Below are 16,815 nucleotides of genomic sequence, written 5' to 3'. Positions count from 1 at the left end.
AACCCATCACATATACCTGCGGTTCACTACTATTTAGTGAAATGAGATATTATGATATTTTCTGAATTATGATTAAAAAGGCAACTTTATGCCCATGCAACAGAAGCTATAAAAAATACAGAGAATGAAAAGAAACAGATAGATTTTTTAGTTCTTTAGGCCCGTAGACCGCAAATCCTTTTATGATTTTCTATCAAACAAAAGAGGAAAATAGACCAGTTGCAATCCAAACGAGAGTCTAATAGAATGAGGTCGAAAAGTAAATCGCGCGGGTTTGTTACTGATAAAGCAGGCAAGACCTAAAATGTGTAAAGGGCAAAGTGTATACTTTGGCGTCACCCCTTACATATTTTAGGTCTTTTTTTATTGTGCGTAACTAACTTGCCATCTTCAAACAGGAGGGCTGGAAGAAGCAGACCGCTAACACAGTACATAAAAAAGGAGACATGAACGATGAACATCAAAAAGTTTGCAAAACAAGCAACAGTATTAACCTTTACTACCGCACTGCTGGCAGGAGGCGCAACTCAAGCGTTTGCGAAAGAAACGAACCAAAAGCCATATAAGGAAACATACGGCATTTCCCATATTACACGCCATGATATGCTGCAAATCCCTGAACAGCAAAAAAATGAAAAATATCAAGTTCCTGAATTCGATTCGTCCACAATTAAAAATATCTCTTCTGCAAAAGGCCTGGACGTTTGGGACAGCTGGCCATTACAAAACGCTGACGGCACTGTCGCAAACTATCATGGCTACCACATCGTCTTTGCATTAGCCGGAGATCCTAAAAATGCGGATGACACATCGATTTACATGTTCTATCAAAAAGTCGGCGAAACTTCTATTGACAGCTGGAAAAACGCTGGCCGCGTCTTTAAAGACAGCGACAAATTCGATGCAAATGATTCTATCCTAAAAGACCAAACGCAAGAATGGTCAGGTTCAGCCACATTTACATCTGACGGAAAAATCCGTTTATTCTACACTGATTTCTCCGGTAAACATTACGGCAAACAAACACTGACAACTGCACAGGTTAACGTATCAGCATCAGACAGCTCTCTGAACATCAACGGTGTAGAGGATTATAAATCAATCTTTGACGGTGACGGCAAAACGTATCAAAATGTACAGCAGTTCATCGATGAAGGCAACTACAGCTCAGGCGACAACCATACGCTGAGAGATCCTCACTACGTAGAAGATAAAGGCCACAAATACTTAGTATTTGAAGCAAACACTGGAACTGAAGATGGCTACCAAGGCGAAGAATCTTTATTTAACAAAGCATACTATGGCAAAAGCACATCATTCTTCCGTCAAGAAAGTCAAAAGCTTCTGCAAAGTGATAAAAAGCGCACTGCTGAATTAGCTAACGGCGCTCTCGGTATGATTGAGCTAAACGATGATTACACACTGAAAAAAGTGATGAAACCGCTGATTGCATCTAACACAGTAACAGATGAAATTGAACGCGCGAACGTCTTTAAAATGAACGGCAAATGGTATCTGTTCACTGACTCCCGCGGGTCAAAAATGACGATTGACGGCATTACGTCTAACGATATTTACATGCTTGGCTATGTTTCTAATTCTTTAACTGGCCCATACAAGCCGCTGAACAAAACTGGCCTTGTGTTAAAAATGGATCTTGATCCTAACGATGTAACCTTTACTTACTCACACTTCGCTGTACCTCAAGCGAAAGGAAACAATGTCGTGATTACAAGCTATATGACAAACAGAGGATTCTACGCAGACAAACAATCAACGTTTGCGCCAAGCTTCCTGCTGAACATCAAAGGCAAGAAAACATCTGTTGTCAAAGACAGCATCCTTGAACAAGGACAATTAACAGTTAACAAATAAAAACGCAAAAGAAAATGCCGATATCCTATTGGCATTTTCTTTTATTTCTTATCAACATAAAGGTGAATCCCATATGAACTATATAAAAGCAGGCAAATGGCTAACCGTATTCCTAACCTTTTTAGGAATATTGCTGTTTATCGACTTATTTCCAAAAGAAGAACATGACCAAAAAACAAAATCAAAACAGAAGCCGGACTACCGGGCGGCATATCATTTTACGACGCCGGATAAATGGAAAAATGACCCTCAAAAACCGATCTATTTTGATGGCAAGTATCATTATTTCTATCTATATAACCGGGATTACCCAAAAGGCAACGGCACAGAATGGCGCCATGCCGTCTCAGAGGATTTGGTGCACTGGACCGATGAAGGCGTGGCGATTCCGAAATATACAAACCCGGACGGTGACATTTGGACCGGTTCCGTCGTGGTTGATAAAGAGAACACAGCCGGCTTTGGGAAAAATGCGCTTGTCGCGATTGTGACACAGCCCTCAGCCAAAGACAAAAAACAGGAACAATATTTGTGGTACAGCACAGATAAGGGAAAATCATTCAAATTCTACAGTGGCAACCCCGTTATGCCTAATCCGGGTACAGACGATTTCAGAGATCCGAAAGTCATATGGGATGACCAGGATAACAAATGGGTCATGGTCATGGCTGAAGGATCAAAAATCGGCTTTTATGAATCCGATAATCTTAAGGACTGGCATTACACAAGCGGATTCTTCCCAGAACAGGCGGGAATGGTGGAATGTCCCGACCTCTACATGATGCGGGCAAGCGACGGAACGAATAAGTGGGTTCTCGGTGCCAGCGCGAATGGCAAACCGTGGGGCAAACCAAATACGTACGCCTACTGGACCGGAAGCTTCGACGGAAAAGAATTCAAAGCGGATCAGACTGAAGCCCAATGGCTTGACTATGGCTTCGACTGGTATGGCGGTGTGACGTTCGAAGACAGCAAAAGCACAGATCCATTAGAAAAGCGGTATGCGCTTGCCTGGATGAACAATTGGGATTATGCCAACAACACCCCGACAATGAAGAACGGCTTTAACGGCACAGATTCTGTCATACGCGAACTCCGGCTGAAGGAGCAGGATGGAACATACAGCCTCGTCTCACAGCCGATTGAAGCTTTGGAGCAGCTGACTGTTTCAACTGACGAAATAGAGGATCAGGATGTGAACGGATCAAAAACATTGTCGATAACAGGTGATACGTACCAGCTTGATACGGATCTTTCTTGGTCAGAGCTAAAGAATGCAGGCGTCAGGCTCAGAGAATCAGAAGACCAAAAACGCCATATTGATGTCGGTATTTTCGCTGAAGGCGGCTATGCTTATGTCAATAGAGCAGCCACAAATCAGCCTGACAAAAGCAATACCTATGTCGAAAGCAAAGCTCCTTATGATGTAAACAAACGTAAGGTGCATTTGAAAATACTTGTCGATAAAACAACGATAGAAGTATTTGTTGGCGACGGGAAAACCGTTTTTTCAAATGAAGTCTTCCCAAAGCCTGAAGATAAAGGAATTACCCTTTATTCTGACGGCGGCACAGCCTCCTTCAAAAATATAACAGTGAAACACTTTGATTCGATTCATGAATAAAAACAGGGGCAGCGCAGGCTGCCCTGTTTTTTTATTAGGAGCGGTATTCTCTGTTACATATTGGGCATTGTAAGAAATATAAGGCTGGTTTCAAAGGAGGAAGCGAATGTCTAAACAAGGAAATTTTCAAAAATCAATGTCGCTGTTTGATCTGATTTTGATTGGGATGGGAGCCATCTTTGGATCAGCGTGGCTGTTCGCTGTCAGTAATGTCGCTTCAAAAGCAGGGCCCTCCGGCGCTTTTTCCTGGATCCTCGGAGGAGCCATTATTTTGTTAATCGGGCTCGTATATGCGGAGCTCGGAGCCGCTCTGCCCCGTACCGGAGGCATCATTCGATACCCCGTTTATTCACATGGCCACCTTGTCGGCTACTTAATTTCGTTTGTCACGATTGTCGCTTATACAAGCTTGATTTCAATTGAAGTGACAGCTGTGCGCCAGTATGTGGCCTATTGGTTTCCCGGCCTGACCATTAAAGGGTCTGATTCGCCGACCATTTCCGGCTGGATCTTGCAGTTTGCCCTATTATGCTTGTTTTTCCTGCTGAATTATTGGAGCGTCAAAACCTTCGCTAAGGCGAATTTCATCATATCGATTTTTAAATATATTGTGCCGATTACCATCATTATTGTGCTGATCTTTCATTTTCAGCCGGAGAATTTATCCGTTCAAGGATTTGCACCGTTTGGATTTACAGGTATTCAGGCTGCAATCTCGACAGGCGGCGTCATGTTTGCGTATCTCGGCCTGCACCCGATTGTATCTGTAGCAGGTGAAGTCCAAAATCCAAAACGCAATATCCCGATCGCTTTAATCATTTGCATCATCGTTTCAACCATCATTTATACTGTTTTGCAGGTCACCTTTATTGGTGCAATCCCGACAGAAACACTGAAACATGGCTGGCCCGCAATTGGCCGGGAGTTCTCATTGCCGTTTAAGGATATTGCGGTCATGCTCGGATTAGGCTGGCTTGCAACGCTTGTCATTTTAGACGCCATTCTGTCTCCCGGAGGAAACGGGAATATCTTTATGAATACGACATCCCGCCTTGTTTACGCCTGGGCGCGTAACGGCACATTATTTGGCATATTCTCAAAGGTCAATAAAGATACGGGGACACCCCGCGCATCGCTTTGGCTTTCGTTTGCCCTGTCCATTTTCTGGACACTTCCCTTTCCTTCGTGGAATGCGCTCGTCAATGTCTGTTCAGTCGCGCTCATTCTTTCATATGCGATTGCACCCATTTCTTCAGCTGCGCTGAGGGTCAACGCGAAGGACTTAAACAGGCCGTTTTATTTAAAGGGAATGAGCATTATCGGGCCGCTTTCCTTTATATTTACAGCGTTTATCGTGTACTGGTCAGGATGGAAAACAGTCTCCTGGCTGCTCGGTTCACAACTCGTGATGTTTTTGATCTATCTCTGTTTCAGCAAATATACGCCTAAAGAAGATGTCAGCCTCGCTCAGCAGCTGAAATCAGCCTGGTGGCTTATCGGGTTTTATATTATGATGCTGATCTTTTCCTACATCGGTTCTTTCGGACATGGTTTAGGGATTATCAGCAATCCCGTCGACCTCATTTTAGTCGCGATCGGCTCACTTGCGATTTATTACTGGGCAAAGTATACCGGGCTCCCAAAAGCCGCCATTGATTACGATAAATAAAGAAGCAAGAGGTTTTCTTGCTTCTTTATTCTTTACAAACATACATACACGCGATAAAATGAATGAGAGTCAGTCATTATCGGAGGTGTTCCTCATGCCAAAACAAACATCGGGCAAATACGAAAAAATTCTGCAGGCTGCCATAGAAGTCATTTCTGAAAAAGGCCTCGACAAAGCTTCTATTTCTGATATTGTCAAAAAGGCCGGCACTGCCCAAGGAACATTCTATTTGTATTTTTCATCTAAAAATGCCCTCATACCGGCCATTGCAGAAAATCTCCTCACCCATACACTTGATCAAATCAAAGGTAGGCTGCATGGGGACGAGGATTTTTGGACCGTTTTAGATATATTAATTGATGAGACATTTCTCATTACAGAACGCCATAAGGATATTATTGTCCTCTGTTATTCCGGGCTTGCGATCGACCACTCCATGGAAAAATGGGAGACGATCTATCAGCCTTATTATTCCTGGCTTGAAAAAATCATCAACAAGGCCATTGCAAACCACGAGGTAACGGAAGGAATCAATTCAAAATGGACGGCCAGAACGATTATCAACTTGGTCGAGAATACTGCGGAACGATTCTATATCGGATTTGAACAAGATGAAAATGTTGAAGTGTATAAAAAGGAAATTTTCACTTTCTTAAAACGGAGCTTAGGTACTGCTTAAAAAATGACTGGGTAACACCGCTCATTTTTTAATGCCCTAAAAATGACTGACGTTCATTCATAAAATAGAGAGGTGTTTCATTTGAATTGGGTTCTTGTTTTTATTGCAGGGCTTTTAGAAGTTGTTTGGGCCTCTTCCCTCAAACATGCCGATTCGCTTTTGGATTGGATCATCATTTTTATCTTAATCGCGGTCAGCTTTATCCTGTTGATCCGCTCTTATCAAAAAATCCCGATGGCCGCGGCGTACACTGTGTTTGTGGGAATCGGAACCGTCGGAACATATCTGACTGGAATTGTTCTGGGCGAATCCTTCTCAGCAGCCCAAATGTTCTTTTTAGCTTTATTGCTGGCTGGCATTTTAGGAATGAAATTATTTACGAAAGAAAGCAAATCTCAGCCGGGAGGTGAACAATAATGGCATGGTTTTTATTAGTGATTGCCGGCATAGAAGAAATTATAGCTGCCATTGCCATGAAATATATAGACGGAACAAGAAAAAAATGGCCAATCATTGTGATGACTGTTGGATTCGGCTTATCCTTTTACTGCCTTTCCCAAGCGATGATCGTCCTGCCTGCCGGAGTCGCATATGCCGTCTGGACTGGCATTGGAAGCATTGGTGTTTCGGCGGTCGGGCTCATCTGGTTTAAGGAGCGGTTTCAGCTTTCACAGGTGATTTCACTTTGCCTTATCCTAGCCGGCGTCATCGGCCTGCGTCTTACGTCATCTTCATAAAATCAAGGCATATACAGCTGTATATGCCTTTGCCATTAAGCTTCGTGATGTTTTTGAAGATGAAGCGGCGGTGGGATGAGCCAGCCTTTGTTTTTTAGCAGCCTTAAGTATTTTGCGCCGGTTGCCGCTTTCGACATATGAAATTGCCCAAACATCATGGCAATATCCTCACGAATCGATTGCCCCATCATTTTGCTGCATGTCACCAGACCTGCAGCATTTTCTGCTGCCGCGGAGGCCGCCACATCCGGATCGAGAAACCGTGCGCCAGGCGGAATGTCGTTAAGATCTGCTGTCGGCGGTTCAGGAGAAGCCGGCGGCAGCGCCACCCCGTTTTCTTTCAGGATCGTGCTGACCTGTTTGATTTCATCTTGGCATTTCTCAATAGACTCACGAAGCAGTTTCTTCAGGTCGTCATCACCGACATGATTCAATAGCATTTGGTAATTGCCGACCATTTTATTGCCCGCCATCACATAACTCCACAAGCCGAATACCTCACCGTAATGCATCGGTTCATCCTGCGGATTTCCGCTTAAAATACCCATGTTCATCCTCCTCCCATATTCAATATTGCACATTTCATAACGTGCCCAAGCGGAGGAACATTTATGTTTCAGCGGAAAAGATTTATGAAATGAAACAAAACAAAAAAGACAAGAGTGGCAAGTTGCCAAACCATTGTCTTTCCTGTTGTTTGATTGGACGCACTGAAGGGATTCGCACCCCGACAGACAAGATACCGGAAACTATTCAAGTGCTTTTTAATATGAGTCATTGATTCTGTCTTTAATAAACTTTAACGAGATGGCGGGATGCTTTGCGGAAAACGAAATACATTTTCGGGGTCATATTTCGCCTTTATTTCTCGAAGCCGCGCAAAGTTTGCGCCATAATATTCTTTTCCGAAGTTTTCAATGTTTTGATCTGGAACATTAACATATGAACCTGCTACATATGGTTGCATCAGCTGACGCACTCTTTCAACTGATGCAAGATTTGAATCTTCTTGTGATTTATTTTTCCAACTAGCCGTCCATTCCGTATAAAATAATGGATGGCGCCAAAAAAAGGCAGTTTCGTCTTTAGGGACTCTGCTTATAGCACCACCCCAATTGATAAAAAAGAAATTGGCTTCTGTTCCAGTAGCATCTTCCAAAAATTTTCTCATGATTGAAATGGGTTCGTCAGACCAAAAATCATGACCCCATGCCGAGGAGAATTTAACACTCTGATCATTTCTGCCAGGGATGGGTTCGTCAGGGTCTAAGAAATCTATAGCATCTGGATAGTATAATGTTTTGATATCTGCTTCTGTTGGAGTTCCCGCATGTAATAAAGGTTTTAATAATCGAATCAATTCAGTTTTCGAACCGAGGAAAATTCCTTCTGCATGACACAAACCATTTATTTTGCTGTAAATTTCAAGGTAGCATCCTAATCGTTCATCTACAAACGGAGCCCATTTCTGCCAAGCTTTAAATACCGTTTCTAATTGTTCCCACGGCCAGATAATATTGAAGACGGTTGCAGTTTTAGGGGCACGATGAACTTTGAATGTATATTGGGTATTATATCCAAAGTTACCTCCTCCTCCGCCTCTAGAAGCCCATAGCAAATCCTCATTGTGAGATTGATCTGCGTGAATAATCCTTCCTTTTGCATCTACCGTTTTCAGCGCGAGAAGGTTATCACTTATAAGGCCAATCGATCGTGAGAGTACACCAAATCCGCCGCCCATCGTAATTCCCCCGATTCCAACTGTTGGGCTATCTCCAAACGGAGCCATAAAACCGTCTCGAGCTAATCCCTTTACAAGCGGGCCAACGGGAATACCAGTTTGAACGGTTGCAATCGCGTTTTCTTCATCTAAGAAAACTTTATTCATGTCACTCACATCAATAACAATTCCTCCACTTACTACTGAAAGGTTCTTATCTAAAGCATGGCGACCGCTTCTGACACGTAAGGGCACTTTATTCTCACGAGCCCATTTAATGGCATTACTTACATCGTATGAATTTTGCGCAAAAACAAAGACAAGAGGATAGACATCCACATAAGGGTTCCAATTCTTAATAGCCTCTGTATAGCCGGGGTCTCCTTTGAAGATTACACGCCCTGTCAACTGTGTTGATCCCATATATTATTTCACTCCCAAAGAAATTCGATTCAGATACTAAAATATGCAGGAGCTGGATAATCGCATAGACAAATGATCTACGAACTATAAATATAATACGCTAAGGCCTTTTTCGTCGGTGAGGTCTGCTGAGAAACATTTTTCAAACAATTTTGAGCAAACTTCCTGTCCAATCCTCCAACAAGCGTTTTTTCTTATCGTTTTTAGGAGCAGTGTCCAGTTTTTTTCGGAGTGAATATTCGTTTAGGCCAAAAGAAAAGAGAGATGAAGAAGTGTTTAGTACCAGAGGTATACATCCATACAACAGACTCTAGATCATCATATACTGAATGTATGTAGAAAGGAGACATCAGCTTTGGCAAAATATCGGATTATGACCTTTGACGGCGGCGGTACCTTAGGTGCTTTAAGTTTACAACTATTAAACAGATTGGCTAGGCAAAACCCGAAGTTAATTAGTCGAACCCATGTATTTTCGGGAAATTCAATCGGTTCATTTACTGCCCTTGCATTAGCAAGCGGAAGATCTCCGAGGGAAACACTTCAGTATTTTGAGGATGAAATCCTGCCCGCATTCAGCATTTCCCGGCCAGGCGGACCTGTTTTCAACCAACAATTACCCTATTCCGGTTTTATTAAAGCGGTAAGAAATTTTTTCCCAGCAGATCTTCAACTTATAGATTTAAGAAAACGAATTGTTGTCCCATCATTCAAATTATACTCTCAAAAACTGGACCGTTGGACTCCTGTCTTATTTCACAATTTTCCCGGCTCTCCCTATTTAAATGAAAAAGTGAGTGATGTCATACTGCGGAGCAGCGGTGCTCCCGCGACGCAACGCGCCTATCAAAACTACGTGGACGGATATGTAGTAGCAACGAATCCCAGTACAGCCAGTATCGCGTTTGCAGTTGGTAAAGCCAACGTGCCATTGGATCAAATTGCGGTATTGTCCATCGGAACAGGTGAAGCCCCGACTCGGTTAAGAAGAGATACGAGGGGATGGGGAATGGTAAGTGCAGATAACATACGTCCCGAAAATCTGAAGAACCTTCCTCCAAATTGGGGAGTCCTTTTGGACAGGTCGCCTAATGAACCTTTACTGCCATTTCTTCAGATGATTGCTGGCGGTAATGGGTACTATGAATCCATGGTCAGTGCGAATCTTCTGGGAGATCGTTTTTTCCGGTTAGATCCGCGGATTCCGAACTTCTCCAAAACGGACCCTGCCGTCGTTCCCGCTGTCATTGAAATTGCGAACAAAACCAACTTACAGCCTGCAATTCAATTTATAGAGAAGAACTGGGGAAGCAAATAAATTTTTATTTTAAAACTATTCTCGCTTATCCAATTTTGTCCGAGAGAAGATTCTCAAAATAAATACAGGCAATGGGTAGAACCGGATTTTTTTAAAGGTTTGTTAATCACAAGCTAATAAGATGAATGAAAAACTCAATTCATACTTCTTCTTTTGAAAGTGAGGGTTCAAACTAAAGAATATAATTGAAATGTTACTCTAAGGTATGCAATTCCCTTTTTCACACAAAAAAGACAAGAGCGGCAAATCGCCAAACCCTTGTCTTTCCTGTTGTTCTATTGGACGCGCTCGGAGGGATTCGAACCCCCGACAGACGTGGTACCGGAAACCACCGCTCTATCCAACTGAGCTACGAGCGCAGAATGACTGCGTTATGAGAACGTCAGCACAACTAATTATACGATAATTCCATTCAAATAACAACCCTCTATTTCGAGAGGCCGTTTTTTAAATAGACAAAGCATCTTAATTGGCAATCTGACATACGATGGTTTGAACCCCTGTATTTTTGGGGAAAATGGGAAAAAGAGACGACTTTGCATATCAGGCCAGCTTTTTGTTTGACCTTTATTGACCAAAAATGTATCATGTAACTACATACTTACCTAAAAGGTGAAGGAGGAGCATTATGAATTTAATACCTACAGTCATTGAACAAACGAACCGCGGGGAAAGAGCGTATGACATTTATTCTCGTCTATTAAAGGATCGTATCATCATGCTTGGATCTGCGATTGATGACAACGTTGCGAACTCCATCGTGTCACAGCTTTTATTCTTAGCAGCAGAAGACCCTGAAAAAGAAATTTCTCTTTACATCAACAGCCCGGGCGGCTCTATTACAGCCGGTATGGCGATCTATGATACCATGCAGTTTATTAAGCCGAAGGTATCTACAATTTGTATCGGTATGGCTGCGTCAATGGGCGCGTTCCTGCTTGCAGCCGGCGAAAAAGGCAAACGCTATGCGCTTCCAAACAGTGAAGTCATGATTCACCAGCCACTTGGCGGTGCGCAAGGTCAAGCGACAGAAATTGAAATTGCTGCGAAACGCATTCTCTTGCTTCGTGACAAATTAAACAAAGTCCTAGCTGAACGTACTGGCCAGCCGCTTGAAGTGATCGAACGCGACACAGACCGTGATAACTTCAAGTCTGCTGAAGAAGCGCTTGAATACGGCCTGATTGACAAAATTTTGACTCACACAGAAGACAAAAAGTAATAACACAACCTGCAAGAGCTGCGTCTCTTGCAGGTTTTTTTCATTTCAAGGAATTGACTCCCTTAAACACTTTTTATTCTATACTGCTCCCATTCCTCATGTAACAGCTCAAGCGTCAAATCACTCGTCTGCCTCACAACCAGATCAGCACCAAGCATCGGCTGTCCTTGACCGACACCAACCGCAAACATCCCCGCAGATTTGATTGCAGAAATGCCTGCTTCTGCGTCTTCTATTGCCGCGCAATCAGCAGGGGAAACATCGAGCATCGCTGCAGCTGTTAAAAAGATGTCAGGATCAGGCTTCCCCTTCGCAAGAGTCGTCGGATCAACAATGGCATCAAAATCATCGATAATTGCCAAGCGTCTTAAAATCTTAGGAGCATTGCGGCTTGAAGATGCTAACCCGATTTTTATATTTTCGTTTTTCAATTGACATAGAAGCCTGCCAATCCCCGGTAAAAGATCTTCCGGCGTCAATTTGCTGATCAGCATTTGATAATCGCGATTTTTCCGATGCATAAGCTCTTGTTTCTCCGCATTTGTATACTTTGTTTCCGCACCGCCAAAGATCAATATGCTTTCAAGTGACTCTTCTCTGCTGATTCCTTTTAGCCTTTCATTCATGTCTCTGTCAAAAGGGATATTGATTTGTTCTGCGATGTGCTTCCAAGCGAGAAAATGATATTCAGCAGTATCTGTTATCACTCCGTCTAAATCAAAAATGACCGCTTTCATATACTAATGCCCATCACAGCTTCATAAGGTTTGAGGCTAATACTCTTTAAGTCAGCCCGCTCCTGCGGATAGTTTGAAATCAGCACTTTCCAACGCTCATGAATCAGTTCTGGAGGCGCTTCGAACAGAGCCTTTTCTTCCGATAAATTCACAACGACAAGAAGCTTTTCCCCTCGATATTCTCGAAGGTAAGAAAAGACCTGCGGATCATTCTCCTGCAACAGCTGATAATCGCCATATATCATAATCTTATATTGCTTTCGTAATTGAATGAGCTTCTGATAGTAAAAGAAAATCGAATCTTGATCTTCCAAAGACTCTTTCACATTGATATCTTGATAGCGGGAATTTACCGGTATCCACGGGTCTCCGGCTGTGAATCCCGCATGTTTTCCGGCATCCCACTGCATCGGTGTTCTCGCATGATCCCTTCCTTTTATCATCACGGCTTTGACAAACTCTTTTTCTGACATCGTTTTGTTTTCGACGACTAGTTCACGATATGCATTCTTTATTTCAAGATCATCATACATCTCCAGCGGCATATCGCTGTTGACCATGCCGATTTCTTCTCCCTGGTAAATAAACGGCGTTCCTTTCATGCCGTGCAGAACCGTTGCAAATGCCTTCGCACATTCTTTACGCAGCTTCCCATCATTGCCCCAGCGGGAAATAACCCTCGGCTGGTCATGGTTCTCAAAATACAGGGTATTCCAGCCGACATTCATTAACCCGGTCTGCCACCTTGTCATCGTCTTTTTTAAAGCAATCAAATCAAACGGCTTGATCTGCCATTTCCCATTTGGCGAGTTTTGTTCTGTATCAATATCCATATGTTCAAATGTAAAGATCATATTCAGCTCTTGCCTGCTTGCATCTGTGTACTTTTTCGCCTCTTCAATATCAGAGCCGTTTGCCTCTCCGACTGTCATGCAGTCGTAATGAGAAAGCACTTCCCTGTTCATCTCTTGAATAAACTCATGAAGACGTGGGCCGTTAGAGTGATAACGGCCGACAATATAGCTGCGGCTGTGATCCGTTTCGTAGTCCGGAAAATCGGTGTATTTAGAAATAGAGCCGATCACATCCATCCGCCAGCCGTCAACGCCTCTATCCATCCAGAATCTCATTACATCATAAACTTCCCGGCGAACGGCTTCGTTTTCCCAATTTAAATCAGGCTGTTTTTTCGAAAAGTAGTGCAAATAATACTGCCCTGTTCCTTCATCGTATGTCCACGCTGAGCCTGAAAAGATCGATCCCCAATTATTCGGCTCTGAGCCGTCCGGTTTAGGATCTTTCCAAAAATAATAATCCCGGTAAGGATTGTCCTTCGACTTGCAGCTTTCAGCAAACCAAGCATGCTCATCTGATGTGTGGTTCACGACCAAATCCATGACGATTTTCATTCCGCGTTTATGGGCTTCATCAATCAGCTGAAACATATCTTCATTTGTCCCAAACTTTTCGTACATGTTTTTGTAATCGCTGATATCATATCCGTTGTCATCCTGCGGGGAATCAAATACCGGGGAGAGCCAGATGACATCCGCCCCGAGATTTTTGATGTAATCCAGCTTTTGAATCACACCTTGCAAATCCCCGAATCCATCTCCATTGGCATCATAAAAACTGCGCGGGTAAATTTGATAAACGACAGCTTCTTTCCACCATTCACTCATTAGGCGTTCTCCTTTCACATCGTCCCTGTAGGACAACTGGTTCCTCATAAACGTTCATGTGCAGCGGCTCGCCTTTTACAAGCTCAAAAATAACGCGCTTTTCGTCAACCGTCACATTGATTAATCGATTTCGATAATTGATGTTGAATGAATATTCGTCCCATTCTTTCGGCAAAAACGGAGCAAATGACAGCGTCTCATTCGCGGTGCGCATGCCTGCAAAACCATGAACGATTGCCAGCCAGCTCCCCGTCATTGAAGTAATATGCAAGCCTTCTTCCGTATCATGATTGTAATTATCAAGATCAAGCCTTGCTGTGCGCTTATATAATTCGAGCGCTTTCTTTTCCAGCTTGAGTTCGGCTGCGAGAATCGCATGGACAGAGGGCGATAGGCTTGATTCATGAACAGTCATCGGCTCATAAAATTCAAAGTTTCTCCGTTTTTCTTCCATTGTAAAACGGTCATTAAAAAGATAAATGCCTTGGAGAACATCTGCCTGCTTAATAAAATTGGAGCGGAGAATCTTGTCCCATGACCATTTCTGATAAAGAGGCCGCTCCGCTGGATCTAATTCGTCAACTGCTTGCAGATCTTTGTCCAAGAACGTGTCATGCTGAATGAAAATTTGCAGTTCTTCACTATACGGATAGTACATGTGCTGGATGATTTCTCTCCAGACTTTCAATTCTTCTTCCTGCACATCCAGAAGGCGGCGTTTCTCCGCTGAGATACTTTCGAGACTTTGTAGAGTATACTCCAACGTCCAAGCCGCAATGACATTCGTATACCAATTGTTGTTAACGTTGTTTTCGTATTCATTCGGCCCAGTGACGCCATGGATCATATACTTATTTTTTCGTTTCGAGAAGTGAACACGGTCGGCCCAAAATCTGCTGACTGCCACAAGTACGTCTATCCCGTATTCTTCCATATAGTCTCGGTCGCCTGTATAATTGATATAATTGTAGATCGCATAACAGATCGCGCCATTGCGGTGAATTTCTTCAAAGGTGATTTCCCATTCGTTGTGGCATTCATCACCGGTGAACGTCACCATCGGATAAAGTGCCCCCTTCATCCCCAATTTTGCAGCGTTTCGTTTGGCAGCCTCCAACTGATGAAAGCGATACAAAAGCAGGTTTTTCGTCACCTCCGGCTCGGCTGTCGCCAAATACATCGGAACGGCGTACGCCTCAGTATCCCAATATGCGGCACCTCCATATTTCTCGCCAGTAAATCCTTTCGGCCCGATATTCAAACGGGCATCGCCCCCGTAATATGTCGAGAATAACTGAAAGATATTGTAGCGGATTCCTTGTTGAAGCTCCTCATCTCCTTTAATCTCAATGTCCGCTTTTGCCCATCTTTCCTTCCATCGATCAGTGTGCCTCCGTTTTGCATCTTCATAGCCGTTCTCTACCACATCCGACAAAAGCTCCTTGGCTTTCGATAAAAGCTCTTCCTCCCGAAAATCACGGGAAGTCGTGACAATCACAAACTTTTTCAATGATGCTTTCGTTTGATAACTGTAGCGATTCTCGACATACATTTCATTCGTTTTAAAGCTTCCATTGACAAAACCCTCCGTCTCGTTTGCCATCGCGGCTAAAACCGTGAAGCGCGGTGTTCCAAATGGATTTTCGATCGTTTTTGCCGCTAAATGGCCGCTGTGAGAATCAGCACCTTTCGCTTCCTCCTGCCAAAACTGTTCTTGGTAGTTAGAATCTTCATTTGCCACATTTCCATCCAGGTAAGGAACAAGCGTAATGACAGCATGTCCCGTCAGGCACTCCGCTTCATAATGAATCGCACAGAGTTCTTTTACAGCAAGGCTAAGAAACCGCTCTGACCTGATTCTGACGGTTTTATCTTGAATGCGGACAACAGCTTTTCGCCGCAGAATCCCCTCTTTCATATTGAGTTCTACCTCAAATGATTCGATTGGGTTTTGATGGAGATCGATTTTTTCACCGTCAACATATAGGCCTATGCCCATAAAGTTCATCGCATTGATCACTTTTCCGAAATATTCTGGATACCCGTTTTTCCACCAGCCTACTCGCGTTTTGTCGGGGAACCACACGCCTGCAATATATGTGCCTTGGTGACTGTCGCCTGAATAGCCTTCTTCAAAATTTCCTCTGACCCCCATATAGCCATTGGCAAGAGACGTCAGGCTTTCCAGCAGCCGTGTATGCTCCTTATTAAATGTATTTGTTTTGATTTTCCATTCATCAATCTCAAATAACCGCTGATTTATCATCATTTCCTCCCGAATGTAAGTTTCCATTATCACGGCGGGTTTTGGTCAAATATCTAAATGCAAAAGAAATCATCAAAGTAACGCCACACGAATGGATCATCAATACAGTAATCAAATCAAAATGAACCATGCCGATAGCAGCTGCCGCAAATGCCGGCAGTGCCGAGGCGCAAATCGCCGTAGATACTGCTTCCTTGAATGACGCAATAGAGATCATGTTTGATATTTTTGTGATCCAGAGGCCACCTGCAAGAACAAACGTTAACAAAAGCTGGATCATAAAGATTACCGCATATGCCAGCATCATGATCAGCGGCTTATACTGTGCCAACCATAATGTATCGATCAAAACCTCTACATCATGGACGTTTGGTTTCTCGAGCTTAACGTCCATTTTCGCATAGCCAACAGAAAACCCCGTTTCGTTTTGATCGGTGATCACCAGTTGATCAGGTTGAAATATGACGGCGTTTTCAAATCCAGTTACTTTCAATCGCCCATTTTCACCGCTTGTCTCATATTCATGCTTCATATCAACTGCCATCACATTCTGCCCATCTTCAATCCTCTCAGAGCTCTTCCCGCCTGTTAGTTTTCCGTTCCTGATTTGAAAACCCTGCAATTGATCAGCAAATTGATCATTAACTCCTTGAATCGCTGACGGCATGAAAGATGAAACGCTGAAGCGATCCATTTTCACAAACGAAACCGCTAACGGCGCCATTAAGCAGGCCGTTAAAAACATAAAGAGAAAAGAGAGCTGCAGCCAGCTGAAGGTATTCCCATAGCTGCAAACACCTGATGGAGATGCAGCCGCCTTCAGGCAGCGGATGATAAAGCTTTTATTCTCGGAATTCTTCATT

General features: G+C 43.3%; 14 protein-coding genes and 1 tRNA gene. 8 read left to right on the top strand and 7 right to left on the bottom strand.

Annotated features, from left to right (window positions below; translation table 11 throughout):
* Nucleotides 1–453: 453 nt before the first annotated feature.
* The 6 genes from sacB (at nucleotide 454) to BGM23_RS04480 (ending at nucleotide 6,584) form a co-directional block, all read left to right on the top strand.
* Nucleotides 454–1,875 (top strand): levansucrase, encoded by a 1,422-nt coding sequence (gene sacB, locus BGM23_RS04505; protein WP_001022105.1) that lies wholly within the window; start codon nucleotides 454–456, stop codon nucleotides 1,873–1,875.
* 73 nt (nucleotides 1,876–1,948) lie between these two features.
* A complete protein-coding gene (levB, locus tag BGM23_RS04500) occupies nucleotides 1,949–3,499 on the top strand; it encodes a 2,6-beta-fructan 6-levanbiohydrolase (protein ID WP_003243729.1) in 1,551 nt (516 codons plus the stop codon).
* Nucleotides 3,500–3,605: 106 nt separating this feature from the next.
* Nucleotides 3,606–5,168: an aspartate/proton symporter AspP gene (gene aspP / locus BGM23_RS04495; protein WP_003228228.1), complete on the top strand. Its 1,563-nt coding sequence runs from the start codon at nucleotides 3,606–3,608 to the stop codon at nucleotides 5,166–5,168.
* Between the two features lie 94 nt (nucleotides 5,169–5,262).
* Nucleotides 5,263–5,847: a TetR/AcrR family transcriptional regulator gene (locus BGM23_RS04490; protein WP_003244443.1), complete on the top strand. Its 585-nt coding sequence runs from the start codon at nucleotides 5,263–5,265 to the stop codon at nucleotides 5,845–5,847.
* A gap of 81 nt (nucleotides 5,848–5,928) precedes the next feature.
* Nucleotides 5,929–6,264, top strand: coding sequence for an SMR family transporter (locus tag BGM23_RS04485; protein ID WP_014480966.1), 336 nt, complete (start codon nucleotides 5,929–5,931; stop codon nucleotides 6,262–6,264).
* Nucleotides 6,264–6,584, top strand: coding sequence for a QacE family quaternary ammonium compound efflux SMR transporter (locus tag BGM23_RS04480; RefSeq protein ID WP_003228222.1), 321 nt, complete (start codon nucleotides 6,264–6,266; stop codon nucleotides 6,582–6,584). The genes BGM23_RS04485 and BGM23_RS04480 overlap by 1 nt, the downstream gene beginning before the upstream one ends.
* A 35-nt stretch (nucleotides 6,585–6,619) precedes the next feature.
* On the opposite strand, the gene BGM23_RS04475 is transcribed toward BGM23_RS04480, so the two are convergent.
* On the bottom strand, nucleotides 6,620–7,132 hold the full coding sequence (locus BGM23_RS04475) for a DUF3231 family protein (RefSeq protein ID WP_003243249.1): 513 nt from the start codon (nucleotides 7,130–7,132) through the stop codon (nucleotides 6,620–6,622).
* Between the two features lie 251 nt (nucleotides 7,133–7,383).
* The gene (locus tag BGM23_RS04470) at nucleotides 7,384–8,727 is read right to left on the bottom strand and encodes an FAD-binding oxidoreductase (protein ID WP_003228217.1); all 1,344 of its coding nucleotides are present in this window, start codon (nucleotides 8,725–8,727) and stop codon (nucleotides 7,384–7,386) included.
* Nucleotides 8,728–9,082: 355 nt separating this feature from the next.
* Between BGM23_RS04470 and cotR the strand changes: the two genes are divergently transcribed.
* Nucleotides 9,083–10,045, top strand: coding sequence for a sporulation hydrolase CotR (gene cotR, locus BGM23_RS04465; RefSeq protein WP_015251166.1), 963 nt, complete (start codon nucleotides 9,083–9,085; stop codon nucleotides 10,043–10,045).
* Nucleotides 10,046–10,328: 283 nt separating this feature from the next.
* Here cotR and BGM23_RS04460 read toward each other — a convergent pair.
* Nucleotides 10,329–10,404, bottom strand: a tRNA-Arg gene (locus tag BGM23_RS04460).
* Between the two features lie 269 nt (nucleotides 10,405–10,673).
* Between BGM23_RS04460 and clpP the strand changes: the two genes are divergently transcribed.
* A complete protein-coding gene (gene clpP / locus BGM23_RS04455) occupies nucleotides 10,674–11,267 on the top strand; it encodes an ATP-dependent Clp endopeptidase proteolytic subunit ClpP (protein ID WP_003228214.1) in 594 nt (197 codons plus the stop codon).
* A gap of 62 nt (nucleotides 11,268–11,329) precedes the next feature.
* Here clpP and pgmB read toward each other — a convergent pair whose 3' ends face one another.
* The 4 genes from pgmB to BGM23_RS04435 are packed head-to-tail and all read right to left on the bottom strand — an operon-like array spanning nucleotide 11,330 to nucleotide 16,814.
* On the bottom strand, nucleotides 11,330–12,004 hold the full coding sequence (gene pgmB, locus BGM23_RS04450; protein ID WP_046663977.1) for a beta-phosphoglucomutase: 675 nt from the start codon (nucleotides 12,002–12,004) through the stop codon (nucleotides 11,330–11,332).
* Nucleotides 12,001–13,686 (bottom strand): oligo-1,6-glucosidase, encoded by a 1,686-nt coding sequence (gene malL / locus BGM23_RS04445; RefSeq protein ID WP_015714759.1) that lies wholly within the window; start codon nucleotides 13,684–13,686, stop codon nucleotides 12,001–12,003. Before malL ends, pgmB begins: the two co-directional genes overlap by 4 nt.
* Nucleotides 13,679–15,952 carry a maltose phosphorylase gene (gene mdxK, locus BGM23_RS04440; RefSeq protein WP_015714760.1) on the bottom strand — a complete coding sequence of 758 codons (2,274 nt, stop codon included), beginning with the start codon at nucleotides 15,950–15,952 and terminating at the stop codon, nucleotides 13,679–13,681. Before mdxK ends, malL begins: the two co-directional genes overlap by 8 nt.
* Entirely contained in the window at nucleotides 15,930–16,814 is an 885-nt protein-coding gene (locus BGM23_RS04435; protein ID WP_046663978.1) for a DUF1189 domain-containing protein, read from the bottom strand. Before BGM23_RS04435 ends, mdxK begins: the two co-directional genes overlap by 23 nt.
* Nucleotide 16,815 lies beyond the last annotated feature (1 nt).

Source organism: Bacillus sp. FJAT-14266 (genome assembly GCF_001719225.1).
In the GTDB taxonomy this organism is placed as follows: domain Bacteria; phylum Bacillota; class Bacilli; order Bacillales; family Bacillaceae; genus Bacillus; species Bacillus subtilis.
Note: the sequence above shows the minus strand (reverse complement) of the source record. Positions and strands in the feature narration are given on the sequence as shown.